Raw genomic sequence first — 17,205 nt, 5'->3', positions numbered from 1 at the left:
ACCTCTGCTCATGGGAAGGGGTGCGGATGGAACGGGAGGTCTTCGTAGCGCGCGGGTCCCGGCAGCCTGCCCAGCCGGGCGGGTACCTCCAGGAGCCTGGGCAGGTTCCTGGTGCGGCGGTAGACGTGACCGAACGTCATGGGCAGGGAGCCCGGCACGATCACCTTGACGGCGTGCAGCCCGAGCCCGTCGCGCGTGACCGGCTCGGACTGGTCGGCCGCGATCACCTCCAGGCCCGCCGAGGCCAGCCGGTCGACCCACTCCTCCAGGTAGCCGCCGAGATCGCGGCAGGGCGGCGGCTCGGGCCACAGCTCGCGCCACGGCGTGGCCGAGCCGCCGCCGAGCAGGAAATCGTGCCGGTCGCGCGCCTCGTCGAGCGCGTTCATGAAGACGTGGTCGTCGAGGGTCAGCACGAGGAACGGATCGTCGAGCATGGCCAGCAGCCGGTCCCGGTCGAACGCGCCGATGCGGCTGTCGGCCTTGTTCCTGACGTTGATGTACACCTCTGCCGCGGCCGAGCGCATCGCCTGGACCGGGTGCCGGCTCGCACCCGCCGCGAACAGCGTGTTGGGCAAGCGCGGGTCGGGGACGCGGCGGCGCGTCATGCTGAGCACCACGGGCACGCCGAAGTCGTTCGTGGCCTCGAACAGCAGCAGGTCGTGCCCCATGCTGCCGAGCCGGTCGATGAGGCGGCCGAGCTGCGGGTCGTCCGCCGGTGGCGCGATGCGGCGCAGCGGCGTGCGCGCGTGCCAGGCCATCAGGAAGGCGTCGCGCTCGGCGATCTCGAACAGGCCGTGCAGAACCGCCTCGGCCTGGCTGGAGCCGAGCCCGCAGCCGTTGGAGGAGTCGTAGAACATCCGCTGTTTGCGGCCTTCGTACCAGACCCGCGAGTCCCAGTAGACGAACTGCTCGGGGATCAGCCTGTCGCGGGAGTGCGTCAGCGACCAGCCGTACACCCAGTGGATCGGGTTCTCCGGCGAGTAGGGCTCCAGGAAGAAGTCCGGACGGTGTTCCAGGTCCGGCTCGTGCAGGCCCAGCCGGGCCGGGTCCACCGCGAGCGCCGGGTCGAGGTCGGCGTGGGTGGCGTACACCTCCGGGCGGACGCCGCGCGGGCGCATGCCGGTCAGGCGCTCGACCGCCTCGAAGAGCGCCACCCGCTCGGCCTCCGCGAAGTCCTCGGACCTGCCGTAGCCGGTCCCGATCAGGCCCGCGCTGCCCGGTAGCTGGGCGCTGACCAGGGGCAGGGTACGGGCCTCCCAACGATAGAGCCGCAAGACGGGGCCGAGCCGCCAGTCCACCAGGACGTCACGGAGCTGGGCCGCCGTCTCGGTGCGCGGATTGTCTTCACGGAGCGAGGACCCGGCCACCGGATGGCATCCGATGATCATGGGCCGGGGACCGTCCGGCGGCACGGGGGCGCACACCTCGCAGCCGCCGAACGGCACCACCCGGTGGGCCGAGACCTCCAGATCCTCCCCCCGCAGCGCCCAGAGCACGCCGGTCGTCCCCGCCGCGACCACGTCCGAGGCCAGCGCCGCCACCAGCCCGGCGGCCTGAGGGGGCACCGCGCCGCCCATCGTCTGCGGCGCGCCCGCCGGGACGGGACCCGGCAGCGCGTCCAGTCTCGTCCGTTCGGCACAGGCCAGGCACCCCGTGGAGGCGGGCCCGGCCAGCGGCCCCACGAGCACCAGGCCGCCGTCGCAGCGCACCGGCAGCACGGTCGAGCCCGCCGCCCTCGCGCGGGCCGCCAGCTCCGTGACGGACGCGAGGGTCCAGGAGTCCAGCGGTACGACGGCGGTCCCACCGGCGGGAAGGTTGTCCCCATCGCGGACGGTCAGCCCGGCACCGGCCAGCGCCTCCCGGAGCGGCGGCGCCGGTACGTTCGCGTTCATCCTTCTCCTCGCCAGATCTGGAAACCCGCCGCCGCAAGCTCGCTGCCGGAGTTGTCGAGGCGGGGGCGGCAGCCGGTCAACCGGCTCAGCACGTCCTGGAGCGCTTCCTCGTCCCGGGAGATCGGGGCAGGCCACAACCAGCGGCCGAGGTCCTCGTCCATCTCCTCCTCGGTGATGTCGGGCGGGGGCAGGGCTCCGCAGACGGCCACCGCCCGCATTGAGGGCCCCGCGTACGAGGTGCCGGCCGCGGCGAGCGCCGCCATCGCCACCGCGCTGTCGCATTCCAGCTCGACCGCCCAGGACAGGCGGTCGCCGCCGGTGTCGTGGATCTCCGCGTGCCAGGCGCCGCCGAGGTCGCGTACCTGAACCCGTACGGGTTCCCGCAGACGTTCCGCCAGCGTCCGCCACCAGTGCGTGGCGATCGGGTCGTGCGTCACGCACTCGCCCGGCCGGACGTGCCAGGCGGCCCGGTCCGCGCGGTGCCGGAGCAGGATTCCCCTGGCGTGCAGCTCATCGGCGCCCACCGCCGCCACGGCCGGGTCGAGGCCGAGGCTGACCTGCGCGGCTGCCCGTACCGCCTCCAGGCGCGCGGTCTCCGTGGTCGGCCCGATCCCGGCGACCGGCGTCCCGGGGACGGCGCAGACGGCCATCCCGACCGGTAGTTGGGCCAGGCCGTCGACGCGCGCCTCCGGGAGCAGGCCCAGCTCCGGGTCCGTGACCAGCTCGGTGCGTCGCAGCGCCTCCTCCAGCGTGAGCCGCCGGGCGCGGGGCGCGGGGTCCGCCGGTGGCCAGGGGCGGTACGTCGCGGTGAGCGGACCGGGGCGTACCAGGAGGATCTCCCCCGCTCTGCCGGGCAGGCCCGCGCAGGCGCGCAGCAGCCGGTCAACGGCCGCCGCCGCGAGCATCTCGGCCGCCGCAGGCGTCCAGGACCGCGCGGGCAGGCGACCCAGACGCGCCGCCAGCACCGCCGCCGGCCCGCCGACCTCGTCGGCGTTCACGGCGTACGTTACGAAGCCGGCGCCTGATAGGTGGCCGGCGTGTACCGCGAGACCGGCTGCCCGTACCCGGAGGTGTCCGGCGGGCACGTCGGCGCTCGCGATTCGGTGGGTGGTCAGGTGGCAGCGGGTCAGGGCGGCGAGGGCGGCGTCGGCGATGGGGCCCTCGCCGTACACGGTCACCCGGAGGTCGCGCAGGGTGGCCCAGACGGCGTCGGGGTCGGGTGCCGCCGACTCCAGCCAGGACCGTACGGCAGGCGGTGTCGGCGCGTCGGGCCGGACCCGTACCAGCAGGTCGTTCTCGTGCAGCCGGTCGAGGAGCACGCCGACGGCGCGGCGGGTTCCGGGGTCCGGGCAGAGGGCGTCCAGGCCCGCCTCCGTCACCCCCGCCGCGAGGAGCGGGTGCAGCCGTTCCCACAGCGGCCACAGCCCGGCCACGCCCTCCAGGCTCACCGACGTGCTCCAGGCCCGCAGGTGGATGCCGTCCGGCAGGCGGCTGGCCCGCACCACGGGCCTGAGCCGCAGCACGGCGGCGTCCTGGGAGCCGTTCACCGGGACCTCACCACGGGCTCCAGGAGCTCGCGCCAGGTCACCCCGTTGATCTCCTCCACGGCCCGGCTGAACAGGTAGGCCGCCAGGTATCGCTCCAGAGGGCGTAGGTCGCACAGAGCGAGCAGCCGGTAGAGGACGTTCGTGCCGAAGCGGTACACGCCGAACTCCCGGCTGACCGCGATCTCCGGGAAGTTCGACCGGTTGAGGAGCTGGTGGTAGTCGCTGAAGTGGCGTCGGGTGAAGTCCCAGCGGATCTCCGTCTCACCGCCCAACCTGGCGGCGACCGCCGCGTGCCCGTTGCGGCTGCCGATCAGCGCCCCGGTGTCCAGCGTGGCGTCCGCGTACCGCCACGCAGCCGACGACCAGCCCCGCCAACCCGCCGCCAGAACCCGCAGATCGCCGGGAACGCCCTCGGAGCCGCCCACGTCCGCCCCCGCGCCCTCCGGGGAGGCCACCGCTCCGTCCGGGTTTGCTGCGGCACGGACGATTGCGGTCACACCCGGGGCGTGGGTTGACCAGTGGCGGTCGAAGGCGGTGCGTAGCGTGCCGTCCGGGTCGTCGTAGGCGAGGAAGTCCTCCACGTGCGACAGGAAGGACTGGTAGCCACGGCCCAGCCCGGCTGGGTAGTTCGCGCTGTGGGCGGTCATCGCGGCCAGGGCGACCACGATCCTGGCATTGGCCGTGTAGTCCCGGTCGGCGAGATAGTCCAGGGAGCCGGCCACGGCGTCGAGCCCGAGCGCGAGCAGCGCACAGCGTCCGGCGACCGCTTCGGGCGAGCCCAGCAGCGCCGTCAGCGCCCCGAGATCGGCCTCCCGCACCAGGACGGTGTTGTCCGGCCGGATCGGCGTGTAGGGCCCGGGGATCAGCTCGGCCCGGCCGGCCTGCTCCGCCTCCGCGAGCAGCGCCGCCTCGTCGACGGCCACGGTGGATGGGTGCCCGGCCAGGTGGCGGCGGCACTCCTCGGCCGCCCGCGCCGCCGTGGCCTCGACCCCCGCCCCCGGCTCGAACCGCAGCAGGACGTGCGGGCCGTGCAGCCAATGGCGGTCGAGGTGTACGGCGAACCCCTCACCGGCCAGCGAACGCGCGAGCGGAATGAAATGGCGGCGCACCAACGGCGCCTTGTCCGGGTCGAAATAATGGCACACGACATCCATCATGTGTGCGCTCCACAGAGAGTCGTTGAAACAATGACGCCCATACGGCCGGATGTTCGTGAAGAACACCCGGCCGCAGGATAAAGCGGAAACTACTGCTGTGCAACAGAGGAGCAGCAAGAGGAGGACCCGCAGGTCGAGCTCGAGTCACTGCTCGACGAGCCGGACGTGGCCCCGCCCTCGGGCACGGCCACGGCGTCACGCATAACCGTCACCTGAAGCCCGCTCAGGTCCAGGTCAGCAAGGTCGAACCGGGTGGTTGTCATGGACATGTTCTTCACCTCCTCGGTGTCACGAAGGTCGAAACGACATCGGCAGTATCACCGGGCCGCACCGGCCCCGCCTGACGGACGAATGGCGGTATTGACACGCCGCGGCCCGGGGCGTAAAGGCGGATAATTTGCCGGAATTACTGTCTTGACTCCGCCGATTTGCCGTGAATACGCTCCATCCGTTTCACCGGGAACCGGACTGGTATTGGCGGGCACATGAATGCCGTAGAGGTCGAGAATCTCACCAAGAAATACCCGGGCGCCCCGCAGTCCGCGGTCGACTCGCTCAGTTTCCAGGTGAGTTCCGGCGAGGTGTTCGGCGTGCTCGGGCCCAACGGCGCGGGCAAGACCACGACGGTCGGCGTCCTGACCACCCGGATGCGCCCGACCGGCGGCCTGGCGCGGGTCGGCGGGGTGGACGTCGCGAAGGAGCCCACCCGGGTGCGGCGGCTGCTCGGCGTCGTCCCCCAGCGCAACAACCTGGACCGGTCGCTCAGCATCCGCCAGAACCTGCTCTTCCACGCCGCCTACCACGGCGTACGCCGGGCCGAACGGCGGCAGCGCGCCGCCGAGCTGCTGGAACGCATGGGGCTCGCGGAGCGCGGCGACGACCGGCTCGACAACGTCTCCGGCGGCCAGGCCCAGCGGGTCATGATCGCGCGGGCGCTGATGCACGAACCGCAGGTGCTCTTCCTGGACGAGCCGTCCACCGGGCTCGACCCGCAGTCCCGCATCTTCGTCCACGAGTGCGTACGCGAGCTGAAAGACAGGGGCGTCACCGTCGTCCTCACCACGCACCAGATGGACGAGGCGGCCAAGCTCTGCGACCGGGTCGCCATCGTGGACCGCGGCAAGCTGCTCGCCCTGGACGCCCCGGCCGCCCTGGTACGCGAGCTGCCCGGCAGCACGACCCTCACGCTCTCGCTCGAATTCGCTGAGTCAGCCGAGTCCGCGGCCGAGGACGTCAACGCGGCGCTCACGGCCGTCGAGACCGTCGAGCGGGTCGAGGCGATGCCCGGGGGCCGCGTCAGGCTCTACACCTCACGGGAGCCCGGCGAGATCCTGCCCGCCGTGCTCAAGGCGCTCGCCGGGCACGGCATCTCCCTGACCGGCCTGGACGTGGCCCAACTCGGCCTGGAAGACGTCTTTCTCCGCCTGACCGGACGGGAGCTGCGATGACCATCCTCGACGAGCGCCCGCCCACCGCGCGTGCCTTCACCGCCATACTCGGCCGCGACCTCGTCGTCACCGGCCGCGAGCTGCCGAGCTTCCTGGCGCAGGTCCTTCTCCAGCCGCTGTTCATGCTGTTCGTCTTCGGAAAGCTCCTGGCCGACCTGGGCTACGTCGGCCGCGGGTTCGGCAACATCCTGCTGCCGGGCATCATCGCCCTGAACGCCTTCATCGGCGGGCTGCAGAACACCGCGCTGCCGCTGACCCTCGACTTCTCCTTCAGCAGGGAGATCGAGGACCGGCTCCTCTCGCCGCTGCCGACCAGGCTGGTGGCGATGGAGAAGATCGTGTTCGGCACGATCCGGGGCGTGGTGGCCGGCGTCGTGATGATCCCGCTGGGCCTGGTGATCTTGCCGGACACCGTACTGGCCCCCGCGTCGCTCCTGCCCGCGCTCGCTGTGATGGCGCTCGGCGCCTTCGTCGGCTCGGCCGTGGGCATGGTCGTGGGCACGGCTGTCTCCCCGCGCGGGATCAACGTCGTCTTCACGGTGGTGCTCACACCGCTGATGTTCACCGGGGCCACCCAGTTCCCGTGGCCCAGTCTGGATCGCCTGCCGTGGTTCCAGATCGTGTGCGCGGTCAATCCGCTCACCTACGTCAGCGAGGGGATGCGTGCGGTGATGGTTCCCCAGATCCCGCACCTCCCGCTGTGGCTCTGCCTGCTGGTCCTGGCCGTCGCCGGCGCGGTGGCGGCCGAAGCGGGCATGCGCGGCTTCGGCCGCCGTGCCGTGGATTGAGAAAGGAGGCGCGACCGACGAACCTCACCTGAGCAGAACAAACCATTGCAAACAGAGGGAGAAACACTCATGAACGCACTGTCCTTCGACGTCGAAGAGCTGGCCCTGGACGAGCTGTCGGTGACGACCGTGCGCGACGGAGTCGCGCTGCCCGACACCGGCGCGTCCGCGTGCTGCTTCAGCTGGATGACCTCGTCCTCGTGCTGCTGCTGCACCGAAATCGAGTAACCACCGTCTGACCGATTCCTGCAGCTCCTGCTGCTCGATCATCATCAAGTAGGTGCTCCTCCCGGCAGTGTCACAGCGGCCGGGAGGTCACCCGCCAGCGAGGAAGCATCGATGACCAGCACAGTGGAGAGCCCCGTAGCAGCGGGTGCGGGACAGATCGAGGCCGCGCCCTTCGCCGTGGTCAGGCGTGCCGCCCTGCCCTACCCCGACCGGCCCGCGGCGGCCGAGCCCTTCCGCGCCGCGGTGCGCGCGCTGACGGAGGCGCTGCGGACCGCCGCCTCCGCGGCCCCTGAGGTGGCCGACGCGCTGGCCGCGAGCCTGTCCGACCATTCGACCGGCTTCCACCGCGGCGTCGTCCTGCCGCTGCGCCGTGACGTGCACAACGGCCGCGTCCCGCGCGAGTCGCTGCTGCGGGAGCTGGGCGACCTGCCCGATCGAGTCACCGGGCTGGCCGCCTGGCTGGACGCGATCCGCGACAGGAAGAACCTGACCGCCCTGCTCGACGCCCCGGAAGGGCCGTGGCAGGACGCGCTGGACGCCGAACGGGCCGTGCTCGCCGCCGTGTGCCGGGCCGAACCGCTCCGCCTGGCCGTCACGCTCACCGGCCGCGACCTGCTGCACGGCGTGGACAGGACGGCCGCCCACGCGGGACGGCCCGACAAACGCGCGCGCAAGGCCGAGCCGACCGTCCTGCGCTACGCCCTCCGCGCCACCTCCAAGACCAGCCCGCTCTCCTGGTACACCATGGTCGGCCTCGGCTGGTGGGACGCCGCCCCGGAGACACCGCCGGCCGCCCCCGTCGCCGCCGTGCAGGCCAACCGGGTGCTCGTCAGCCGCCTGATGGCCGCTCTGCTGCGTGAGGCGCAGTGCCCGCACCGCCTCGCGCCCGGACTGCGGGAGGACGGCGAGCAGGTGCGCTTTTACCGCGACATGCCGCTCTCCGACTCCAGCCACCTCTACGGCACGACGGAGGAGCTGGTCGACGTCGGCCTGACCGGGCCCATCCGCTTCCTGATCGAACGGCTGCGCGACGTGCCGGACGGCCTGACCCCCGGGGACCTGGCCGCCGCGCTGGCCGCGCACATCCAGAGCGCCGACGCCGACGCGATGGCCACGCGCTACGTACGGAAGATGGTCGAGGTGGGTCTCCTCGTCCCGGCCTGGCCCGTACACACGCAGGACCCCGACATCCTGCACTCCCTCGCCCGCTGGTGCCGGGAGCAGGACCTGACCGGGGTGGCCGCGCGCCTCACCGCGATCCGGGACGTGACCCGGGCCTTCACCGGCCTGCCTCCCGCCGGCAGGCGGGACAGCCTCGAAGCGCTGGCCGGCGAATGGCGGCTCCTGGGCGAGCGGACCGGCGCCGACCTGACCGGGGCGCCCGTGCTCACGGAGGACGTCACGCTGCCCGCCCCGCTGGGCCTGCACGCCCGCCACGGGCGCGACGGCGTCCCGGCGCTCACCCGGATCACGCCGCTCCTCATGCTGTACGACCACCACCTGTCCATGCGGCACCTGATGGCCGAGACGTTCACCGCCCGCTACGGCGCCGGGGGACGGGCCCCGCTGACCGACGGCGCGACCATGATGTCGGAGGTCTGGCGCGACCTGGTCCAGGGCGACCCGCGCGAGCGCCGCGAGCCGGAGGACATGCGGAGCGCCCGCGAGACCGTCGCCGGGATCATCGCCGCCGCCAACGGCCCGGAGGCGGCCGACGTCGTCATCCCCGAGGAAGCCGTCACGGCCGCCCGCGACCTGCTGCCCGGCTGGGCGCTGGCCCGTCCCGCCGCCTACTCCGTCTTCGCCCAGCCCCTTCCCGGCGGGCTGGCGATCAACCACATCTACGCGGGATTCGCCCGGTTCACCAGCCGGTTCCTGCCCCACCTGGACCCTTCCGCGTCCACCGCCGTGGCCGGCTGGTTACGCCACCTCCTCGGCGAGGACGTCGCCCAGTTCCGCCCGCTGATGGGGTTCAACGCCAACCTGCATCCGCTGGTGCTGCCCGAGGAGGTCGGGGAGGACCCGCGCTGGGCCGGGCTCACCCTCGACGAGCTCGAAATGGTCCACGACGAGGACACCGGCCTGGTCCGCATCCGGCATCGCGGCACCGGCCGCGACCTGAGCGTCCTCTACCTCGGCTTCCTCGTACCCTTCGTGCTGCCGTACCGGACCGCGCCGCTGACGGGTGACCTCAACTGCGGGTTCCCCGCGCTGACCAGGTTCGTCACCAAGAACACGGTCGACGGCGTGACCGCGAGCGGACGGCTCACGTACGACGGCGTCGTGCTGCACCGGCGCCGCTGGGCCTTCGACGACGACGCGGCGGCGCGGCTGCGCGAGCAGTGGGCGGCAAGTCACCCCGCGGTGGCCGCCGCGCACCTGCGAGCCGATCACGGCCTGCCCGAGCACGTCTTCATCGAGGCCGGAGGGAGCGCCGCCTCCTTGGAGGGCTTCCTGAACAGGCTGCGCGCCGCCAAGCCGCAGTACGTCGACCTCGGCAATGCCCTGCACCTGCGGTGCCTGCCCACGTACCTGGCCCGCTACCCCCAGGAGCCGGCCTTCGTCGAGGCGCTGCCCGTCCCCGGCGCGGCCGGTGACGGCGAACCGGTGACCGAGCTGATCATCGAGACCTGCTGGAGACCACAGTGACCGAGCTGGACGTCGTCTGCTACTTCCACGACCCCGTCAAGGCGCCACTGGTCAGGACAGCGGTGATCCCCGGGCTGGGCGCCACGCTCGCCGCGTGCCCCGGCGTGCGCGGCCACCTGGAGCGACACTGGCTGCACGGGCCCCACGTACGGATACGGCTGCGCGGCCCCGCCGGGCCGGTCGCGACCGCGGCCGACATGCTCGCCGCACGGCTGCGCGAGCACCTGAAGGATCACCCCTCCACCGGCTCGCCCGGACACGGCGAACTCCTCGCCCACGCGCGCAAGGCCGGGCTCCTGGAGCTGGTGCCCCCGCCGTACGAGCCCATCCACGCCGACAACACCGTCACCGTCGGCCCCGCGGAAACCGGCCACGTCGCCGCGCTGCTCGGCTCGACCGAGTCCGTACGGCTGCGCGCCGAATCGCTGGAAGCCGGACTTCCCGCACTGGAACACTCACTCGACCGGCTCGCCGAGACCGATGACGGCGCCGCCGGACGCATCCAGCTCGCGGTGACCGCGATGGCCGTACACGCCAGCCGCTACCCCCACGGTCAGGCGCTCGGGTATCACTCCCTCCTCTCGCACGTCGAGGACTTCCTGTTCCACCACGATCCGGACGGGCGGCTGCGGAAGGCGTTCGAGTCAGGCTGGTCGCGCAACCGGCCCCAGGTGCTCGCGCTCGTCGGCCGGGTGGCGGACGGCCACCCCACCGACCGGGTGGAAGCCGCCTGGCAGTCCTGGACCATCACCGCCCGGCTGCTGGCCGAACCCGCCTTCGACGGCGGCACCCTGGCCCTGGAACTCAGTGGCGGCTACACCGAACAGGCCGCCAGGCTCGGCGACCCCGACATCGCGCGGCGCTGGAACCCCGCCGAGCGCACCGCCTCCAGCGACTATCACCGCGCCCTGCGGGTCGTCGACTTCTCCCGGCCGGAGATCGCCCGGGCGTTCGTCGTCTACCGGTTTGGCACCAACACGCTCTACCAGCTCCTGGCCGTCTGCGACGTCACACCCGTCGAGCGCTACCTGGCGGCGAGCATGGTCGCCGCCGCCGTACAGGAGCTCAACGGCACCACGTGGCGCGCGCAACTGGGCGAGGCGGGATGAGACCGATGCTGATCCGCCTGCGCCCCGTGGTCCACGCGACCCCCACCCCCACGGGCCTGCACGTACGCGGCTGGACCTCCAGCTTCACCGCCGAAGGCGGCGCCGGGCTGTGGCGGCTCTGGGAACGTTTGTCCGTCCTGCTGGCCGACGGCGTGCCCGCCACTGAGCTGACCACCCCCGACGGGCTGCCCGAACCGGTCGCCAAGGCGCTCGAACTCATCATCGCCCAACTGCGCGAGCACGACATGCTCGTCGAGGTCCCGCCCGGCTGGGGCCAACCAGGTCCCGGCCTGCCTTCCGCCCGGGTGGCGGCCTGGCTGGAGTCCGCCGCCACCGACCCTGCGGCTGCCTGGGACCGGCTGTCCGGCGCCTCCTACACGGTGCACGGCCACGGGCCCCTGGCCGAAACCGCCCTCCGCGCTCTGGCCGCCGTTGGGGTCAACCCGCCCGTCGTCGGGGGTGAGCCGGTCAGTACGTCGGCCGGGGGTGGGCTGGAGCTTACGGCGGTTCCGGTGGGCGGGGTCGCGGTGACCGTGATGGCGGGATGCCTGGGCGAGGTCGGTTACGCCGTGGCGCCCGGCCCCTCCGCTGAGGTCGCCGCCGAAGCCATGGGCGTGCGCCAGCGGCTGCTCCTCGGTGCGGACGGTCTTCTCGCCGCACAAGCGGACGGCGGGCCGCACCAGGCGAGCCCAGCCCCGGTCGGGCCGTACGAGGGGAGCCTGGCCTCGGTCGGGATGCCGGGGGAGTCGCCTGAGGTGCTGTGTGCCCTGGTTGGTGGGGTGGCTGTGCATCGGCTGTTGTGTGCCGTGGCGGGTATGCCCGATCCGGTGGAGGAGGCGGCGGCCCGTACGCCCGAAGGGGTGGAGGTAGGGAGAAGCCTGTCCGTCATGGTCGCGAGGGTGGAGCCGCTCGGCGTCACCCACCACCGATGGCCCTCCGGGAACCACCCCGCGGACCCGTGGGAACGGGTGGCGGACATGCTCGAAGTGCTCGGCGATCCGGAGCTGGGGATGGTCCCGCCGCCGGAAGCCGGGGAGCTGCCCCAGGTGCCGGTGAGCCTGGTGGCCTGCGGTCAGGCCATTGGCTTCGGCACCACCTTGGAGTCGGCGCGGCTGCACGCGGCGCTGTCCGCCGTACGATCCGCGCTCCCGGCAGGGACCGTCGTGGGCGCCGATCCGCTGCACGCCCGGGGGCTCGGCCTGCGTGAGGCCGTGCACCGCGACCTCGCCGACCTGCCCCGTACCCCGGTGGACGAGGAGGTCTGGGCGGCCGACCCGGCCGCGCGCCGCTGGTGGAAGGCGCTCACGCTGCGGTTCGCCGTCCCGGCCGCGGTCGAGGTGGTCGGCCTGCCCGGGGGAGTCGCGCATGCCAGGGTCAGCGCGGCAGGCCGTACTCTCGCCTGGGCCGTGGAGCCCGACGCGGGCACGGCGGCGGCTTTCGCCCTGCTCGCGGCCACGGCGGGGGCTCAGGCGCGGGCGGCGGGGCGGGAACTCGGCGATCCGGTGGTGCCCTGCGGGGCCGCCCCGGTCTGGGTGCCGCCGCAGGAGCCGCCCGTGCCGTGGGAGACCCGCTTCTGGTTCTGGCCCGCAGGGACGCGGGACGGCGAGGAGCGGTTCCAGGCGGCCTTGGACGCGCTGACGCCGGGGACGGAACCGGCGCCCCTGGGCCCGCTGCTCTCGGCTGCCGGGCTGGCCGCGGTCACCGTGCCGGTCACCGTGCCGGCCGCTGTCCGGGCCGGGAGCCTCGGATGAGGTACGGCCTGCGCGAGCTGCGCGATGACCGGGCTGAGGCCGTGCTGATCACCGAGTACGGGCTCGCCGACCTGGAAGAGGTCAGCCGACTCGGGCGCGGGCGGCGCCACCCGCTGCTTCCCGTGCTGCTCGACGGGTCGCTCGCCCTGGCCGGGCCGGTCCAGCGACCCGGGGCCGGTGTCTGCGTGGCCTGCGCAGAGTCGCAGCGGCTGGCGGCGTTCGGCCCGGCGGTGCCCGTCAAGCTGCCGGAGCTGCGGGTGGGCGGGCTCGCGGCTCCGGCGTTCCACGACACGCTGTCCGCGCTGGCCGAACGGCTGCTGGCCGAGCCGGAGCGGAACGGGGACGTCGTCCTCGCCCTCCGCGCCGACCACGGCTCCGTGACCAGGCACCGAGTGACGCCCCGACCCGAGGGCTGCCACGTGTGCGCGCCGCCCACCCCGCACACCCCGCCCGCCAGGGTGCCCGTGGCCGTGCTGCCCGGGGCGTTGCGGTCGGTGAACCCCGCGACCGAGGGCGGGCGGTTGCGGGAGGCGCTGGTGGACTCGCGCTACGGCCCGGTGACCACGGTCCGCCGGAGCGGCCACCTCCCGCTGGCCACCGTCGCCGCGGTCCTGGCGGGCGACCCGGCCGGGAACGCGGCAGGCTACGGCCGCACCCCCGGCTTCGCGCAGTCCGAACGCGTCGCCCTCTTCGAGGCCGTGGAACGGCTCGGCGGGATCGGGGCGATCGGCCGGTCGGTGACCGAGGCCGCCTTCGCGGGGCTCGGCCCGGAGCGGGCGCTCGACCCGGTACGGCTCGGCCTGCACGAGCCCGAGTGCTACGCCCAGCCGGGCAACGGCCTGACCGCCTACGCCCCGGACGTGCCCACCACCTGGGCCGACGGCTGGTCCTACACCCGCGCCGCGCCGATCATGGTGCCGGAGCACGTCGCGTACTGGGGGACGCGCAAGCCCGGCACGCCCCGGTTCGTGGCGGAGACCTCCAACGGGTGCGGGCTGGGCAACAGCCTGGTCGAGGCGGTGCTGCACGGCCTGTTCGAGATCGCCGAGCGGGACGCGTTCCTGATGACCTGGTACGCGGGAACGCCACTGCGCCGCATCGCCGTGCCACCGGACGACCCCGTGCTGCCCCACCTGTCCGACCGGCTGGAGTACCTGGGGTACGAGCTGCTGTTCTTCGACGCGACCACCGACCTGGGCATCCCGGCCGTCCTCTCGCTCGCGTGGCGGGACGACGGCGCGGCCCCGGCGGCCTTCTTCGCGGCCGGGGCGCACCCGGACCCGGTCGCGGCGATGCGGTCGGCCGTCGCCGAGCTGGCCGTGGACGTCGAGACGGCGGCCGACCGCGCCCGCCGCTCTCCCGCCGACTACCGCCGCGAACGCCTCCTGCACCTGATGGAGCATCCGGATTCCGTACGGGCCATGAACGATCATGTCGCCCTGTACGGCCTGCCCGAGGCCGCCGGGGGATACCGATTCCTCCTGTCGGGGCAGGCGGGGACCGTGGACGCGGCGGAACTCGGCGATGACGAAGCCCCGCGAACCGCCACGGACCTGTGGACGGTCCTGAACCACTATGTGGCCCGCCTGCGCCGGCTGGGGCTGGAGCTGATCGCGGTCGACCAGAGCGATCGGCGGATTCGCGACCGTCTTGGCCTGTACGCGGCGAAGGTCATCGTGCCTGGCACGCTCCCGATGACGTTCGGGCACCGCAACCGCCGTGTCCGCGGCCTACCCCGGCTCTGGGAGGTGCCGCGCCGCCTGGGCCGGAGCCCCACGCGCTCCAGCGACGATCCCGTCCTTCCCCATCCCTTCCCCTGACCTTGGAGCGCACGGTGGCGAACGACGACGAGGTTGCCCTGGCGCTGGCCGCCGCCTACGCGCACGGACCGGGTAAGTCGCCCGTCCCCGGCGCGGCCGTCCACCGTGAGCCCGCCCGCGCCGAGGAGGGGGTACGTACCCCGCTGCACGGGCTGTCGGCGTGGGGGGAATTCGGCGCGGCACTCGCTCGGCTGCTGGTCTCCGCCCTGACCCCGCAGCGCTGGGAGCCGTACAACCCCTACAACGACCACCGCGCCTACCCGTCCCCGCGCGCCGCGTTCCTGGTCGACGTGCTGGTGCGGACCGAGCGGGGACGCTGGCGGCTCGATCCGGTCAGGCGTGAGCTGGTTGGGGAGTCGAGGCCGGAGCCGGCCGGGACCGTGTGGCTGGACCTGCTCCGACGTCCCGAACGGCTCCGTCCCGGGTATGGCGAGCTGGCCGACGCGCTGGCGGAGCTGGAGACCGGTCACCTCGCCGGGGCGGTGGCCGAGCACGCGGCGGGCCTGCCGCTCACTGTGGCCTCCGGGCCGGCTGGCATCACGCTGACCCCCGGCATGCCGGCCAGGCCGGGACACCTGCCCGCGGGCGGCGCTCGGCGCAGCGCCGGGCTCGGTCCCCGGGGGCTTTCCGCCGATCCGCGTCCCCTTCCCGGGGAAGCGGCGCGGGCGTTCGCCGCCGCGGTCGCCGACCCGCCCCCGGGCTCACCGGCGGCCGATGGCGGGGTGTGGTGCCGCCTGGCGGTCCGCAACGTGACGGGACTGGCGGACGGCTGGTACGTCCCGGCCCCGCTGACCGCTGCGACCGAGCGGGCCGCGGCGGCCATGTCCGCCGTGCAGGCCGCGTACAGCTATCCCCGTACGCAGTTCGACGTCGGCGGGAGCAACTTGGGGTTGCTCATCGCCGGGGACGTCGGGTCGGCGGTGCGGGCGAGCGGCCAGGACGGCTACCGCGCCCTGCTCCGGGCGGCCGGTGCGCTCGCCCAGCACGCCTGCTCGGCCGGGGCGGCGTCCGGCCTGTTCTGCCGCCCGGTCCGCGCCATGCGGGAGGGCCTGCTGGAGGCCGCCGCCGGCGCCCCCGCCTCGTACGACGCCCTCTACCTGGTGCTGGCCGGACGCCCCCGCTTCACCTGGTTCGACTACGACCTGTCCCCCCATTAAGCGGCACCGATGCCCAGCAGGATGGGGGCGGCGCCAGCAGCCCGGCCACCTCACCGTTCCCCGGCATGAGGGCACGGAGGAGGCGACCGAGCCGGATCGCCTCGGCGGTGGAGAAGCCGGGGTGATGTCACCTGCTTACGGGATCCACCGTGATGGGCGGGATCCGCTTCAGGCAGGCGGTCGGCCCGGGGGTTCCCTCGGCGACGAAACCGGCGACGATGCCGGAGACGCAGCCGCTGGGGTCCAGGTCGGGGACGTGGCCCAGGTTCGGTACGGAGATGAGCCTTGATCGCTTGAACCTGCGGGCCACCTTGGCGGCGTCGGAGTCCGGGGTGATCGCGTCCAGGTCGCCGGTGAGCACCAGGGCCGGGACGTCGGGGAATTCGTCACTGACAGGGTGGGGCCGGGTCGCGCTCTGGCGCGGCCACTTCAGGCAGATGTCGCCCGACCAGAAGGTCGCCGCGGCCGCGGCCGCCGGGCTGAAAGCGCCGAAGCCGGCGGGGTCGGTGCGGGCGAGCGCCCGGTCGTACTGCCGGCGCCGCTGGGCCGGAGTGGCGTCCACCGACCAGGCTCTGGGGTAGTCGTTGCACGCCACGCTGATGCCCAGGGAGGAGTTCGGCTCCTCTCCCTCGGCCCCGACCACCTGCTGGACGGCGGCGGTCAGCAGTGTGAAATCGCCGCGGGCGGCGTCATGTATCAGGGCCGGGAAGGCGCCGATCAGTGAGGACGCCTGGGGATCGGCGCCGGCTCCGCTGGTGGAGTTCTGGATGGCCAGCCGGGTGAGCCACTCCTCGCCGAACTCCACGACGCGCTTCTCGGCGCCGACCTTGACCGACAGGGGGACCGGCCGCTTCCGGACAGCGGCGGCGAAGGTCCGCAGGTCACGTACGGCCGCAGTGCCGTCACACGCCTTGCTCCGCTCGCAGATCCGGCGCAGGGCCATCGTGAAGGCGCGGGCGTTGGGCCGCTGGAAGGTGTCGAAGTCGAGCGGCAGCACCCCCGACAGCGTGATCGACCTGACCTGCCGGGGATGGCGCTGGGCGTAGATCTGCATCAGGTAGGTGCCGTAGGACTCACCGACCAGGTCGAGCTTGACGGCCCCGAGCCGGGCCCGTACCGCGTCGAGGTCGTCGGCGGTCGCGGCGGAGGTGTAGCCCCCGGCGCGCGGTCCCAGGCTGCTCCCGCAGCGGGCGACGGCCTCGCGCCGCCCCTGGGTCGTGCCCAGGAGGTCAGCGGTGGTGATGCCGCAGTCCAGGGGGCTGGACACGCCCGTACCCCGGGGATCGACGAGCAGCAGGTCGTGATCGGCCAGGAGTGGCGTGAGCAGGCCGAGATAGGCCGAGGTGAGGGGGAGCGCGGGGTTGCCGGGACCCCCGGGATTGACGGCGATCGTCCCGGCGGCGGGACGGTCCAGCGCGCTGCGCCGTATGACGGCGTAGCCGACCGAGACGGTGCCCAACTCCGGCCGGTCCGCCACCAGCGGGCGGGTGATCGTGTCACACTCCACCCGGTGTCCTGGGACCTCGGGACACCAGGGCTCTGTGGCCGCGGCGGCCGACGGGGTGGCGCCGAGCAGGGAGACTCCGGTGATGGCCACGGCTGCCAGCGCCGTGGTCCGCTTGGTTACTGAACGCATGGCATCCACGATCGGGCCTGACC

At 73.4% G+C, this 17,205-nt stretch carries 13 protein-coding genes; 8 read left to right on the top strand and 5 right to left on the bottom strand.

Translation table 11 applies throughout. From position 1 onward, the window contains the following. Positions 1-8: 8 nt before the first annotated feature. From AWQ71_RS31820 to AWQ71_RS44055, 4 genes are all read right to left on the bottom strand, one after another. Positions 9-1,892, bottom strand: coding sequence for a TOMM precursor leader peptide-binding protein (locus AWQ71_RS31820; protein ID WP_067140227.1), 1,884 nt, complete (start codon positions 1,890-1,892; stop codon positions 9-11). After that, positions 1,889-3,439, bottom strand: a complete 1,551-nt coding sequence (locus AWQ71_RS42850) for a hypothetical protein (RefSeq protein ID WP_067140224.1) — start codon at positions 3,437-3,439, stop codon at positions 1,889-1,891. Before AWQ71_RS42850 ends, AWQ71_RS31820 begins: the two co-directional genes overlap by 4 nt. Continuing rightward, a complete protein-coding gene (locus tag AWQ71_RS31810; RefSeq protein WP_067140220.1) occupies positions 3,436-4,596 on the bottom strand; it encodes a lantibiotic dehydratase C-terminal domain-containing protein in 1,161 nt (386 codons plus the stop codon). Before AWQ71_RS31810 ends, AWQ71_RS42850 begins: the two co-directional genes overlap by 4 nt. 89 nt (positions 4,597-4,685) lie before the next feature. Then, positions 4,686-4,859 carry a thiazolylpeptide-type bacteriocin gene (locus tag AWQ71_RS44055; RefSeq protein ID WP_281196370.1) on the bottom strand — a complete coding sequence of 58 codons (174 nt, stop codon included), beginning with the start codon at positions 4,857-4,859 and terminating at the stop codon, positions 4,686-4,688. Positions 4,860-5,081: 222 nt separating this feature from the next. Here AWQ71_RS44055 and AWQ71_RS31800 point away from each other — a divergent pair, with 222 nt between their 5' ends. The 8 genes from AWQ71_RS31800 to AWQ71_RS31770 all read left to right on the top strand — a co-directional run bounded on the left by AWQ71_RS31800 (position 5,082) and on the right by AWQ71_RS31770 (position 15,546). Continuing rightward, complete coding sequence (locus AWQ71_RS31800) at positions 5,082-6,044, top strand: ABC transporter ATP-binding protein (RefSeq protein WP_067140214.1); 963 nt, start codon at positions 5,082-5,084, stop codon at positions 6,042-6,044. After that, entirely contained in the window at positions 6,041-6,832 is a 792-nt protein-coding gene (locus AWQ71_RS31795; protein ID WP_067140211.1) for an ABC transporter permease, read from the top strand. Before AWQ71_RS31800 ends, AWQ71_RS31795 begins: the two co-directional genes overlap by 4 nt. A gap of 69 nt (positions 6,833-6,901) precedes the next feature. Beyond that, the gene (locus tag AWQ71_RS42120; protein ID WP_157570692.1) at positions 6,902-7,060 is read left to right on the top strand and encodes a thiazolylpeptide-type bacteriocin; all 159 of its coding nucleotides are present in this window, start codon (positions 6,902-6,904) and stop codon (positions 7,058-7,060) included. 111 nt (positions 7,061-7,171) lie between these two features. Further along, positions 7,172-9,709 carry a lantibiotic dehydratase gene (locus tag AWQ71_RS31790; RefSeq protein ID WP_067140208.1) on the top strand — a complete coding sequence of 846 codons (2,538 nt, stop codon included), beginning with the start codon at positions 7,172-7,174 and terminating at the stop codon, positions 9,707-9,709. Next, a complete protein-coding gene (locus AWQ71_RS31785) occupies positions 9,706-10,818 on the top strand; it encodes a lantibiotic dehydratase C-terminal domain-containing protein (RefSeq protein ID WP_067140205.1) in 1,113 nt (370 codons plus the stop codon). The genes AWQ71_RS31790 and AWQ71_RS31785 overlap by 4 nt, the downstream gene beginning before the upstream one ends. A 5-nt stretch (positions 10,819-10,823) precedes the next feature. Continuing rightward, positions 10,824-12,569 (top strand): hypothetical protein, encoded by a 1,746-nt coding sequence (locus AWQ71_RS31780; RefSeq protein WP_067140202.1) that lies wholly within the window; start codon positions 10,824-10,826, stop codon positions 12,567-12,569. After that, complete coding sequence (locus AWQ71_RS31775; protein ID WP_084259510.1) at positions 12,566-14,389, top strand: TOMM precursor leader peptide-binding protein; 1,824 nt, start codon at positions 12,566-12,568, stop codon at positions 14,387-14,389. Before AWQ71_RS31780 ends, AWQ71_RS31775 begins: the two co-directional genes overlap by 4 nt. Before the next feature lie 14 nt (positions 14,390-14,403). Next, positions 14,404-15,546 (top strand): hypothetical protein, encoded by a 1,143-nt coding sequence (locus AWQ71_RS31770; protein WP_157570691.1) that lies wholly within the window; start codon positions 14,404-14,406, stop codon positions 15,544-15,546. Positions 15,547-15,673: 127 nt separating this feature from the next. Here the strand turns inward: AWQ71_RS31770 and AWQ71_RS31765 are convergent, their stop codons facing one another. Beyond that, complete coding sequence (locus AWQ71_RS31765; protein WP_067140198.1) at positions 15,674-17,182, bottom strand: alpha/beta fold hydrolase; 1,509 nt, start codon at positions 17,180-17,182, stop codon at positions 15,674-15,676. Positions 17,183-17,205 lie beyond the last annotated feature (23 nt).

Origin of the sequence: Microtetraspora malaysiensis (genome assembly GCF_001528665.1) — a bacterium.
Classification (GTDB): domain Bacteria; phylum Actinomycetota; class Actinomycetes; order Streptosporangiales; family Streptosporangiaceae; genus Microtetraspora_A; species Microtetraspora_A malaysiensis.
The sequence above is the reverse complement of the archived record's forward strand: the minus strand, read 5'-3'. Positions and strand labels throughout refer to the sequence as shown.

Bases quoted from the DNA above. Each gene is read 5' to 3' on its own strand.
- AWQ71_RS31810 (WP_067140220.1), bottom strand. From the start codon at position 4,596: ATGATGGATGTCGTGTGCCATTATTTCGACCCGGACAAGGCGCCGTTG.
- AWQ71_RS31765 (WP_067140198.1), bottom strand. From the start codon at position 17,182: ATGCGTTCAGTAACCAAGCGGACCACGGCGCTGGCAGCCGTGGCCATC.
- AWQ71_RS31780 (WP_067140202.1), top strand. From the start codon at position 10,824: ATGCTGATCCGCCTGCGCCCCGTGGTCCACGCGACCCCCACCCCCACG.
- AWQ71_RS42120 (WP_157570692.1), top strand. From the start codon at position 6,902: ATGAACGCACTGTCCTTCGACGTCGAAGAGCTGGCCCTGGACGAGCTG.
- AWQ71_RS31775 (WP_084259510.1), top strand. From the start codon at position 12,566: ATGAGGTACGGCCTGCGCGAGCTGCGCGATGACCGGGCTGAGGCCGTG.
- AWQ71_RS31790 (WP_067140208.1), top strand. From the start codon at position 7,172: ATGACCAGCACAGTGGAGAGCCCCGTAGCAGCGGGTGCGGGACAGATC.
- AWQ71_RS44055 (WP_281196370.1), bottom strand. From the start codon at position 4,859: ATGACAACCACCCGGTTCGACCTTGCTGACCTGGACCTGAGCGGGCTT.
- AWQ71_RS31795 (WP_067140211.1), top strand. From the start codon at position 6,041: ATGACCATCCTCGACGAGCGCCCGCCCACCGCGCGTGCCTTCACCGCC.
- AWQ71_RS31800 (WP_067140214.1), top strand. From the start codon at position 5,082: ATGAATGCCGTAGAGGTCGAGAATCTCACCAAGAAATACCCGGGCGCC.
- AWQ71_RS31820 (WP_067140227.1), bottom strand. From the start codon at position 1,892: ATGAACGCGAACGTACCGGCGCCGCCGCTCCGGGAGGCGCTGGCCGGT.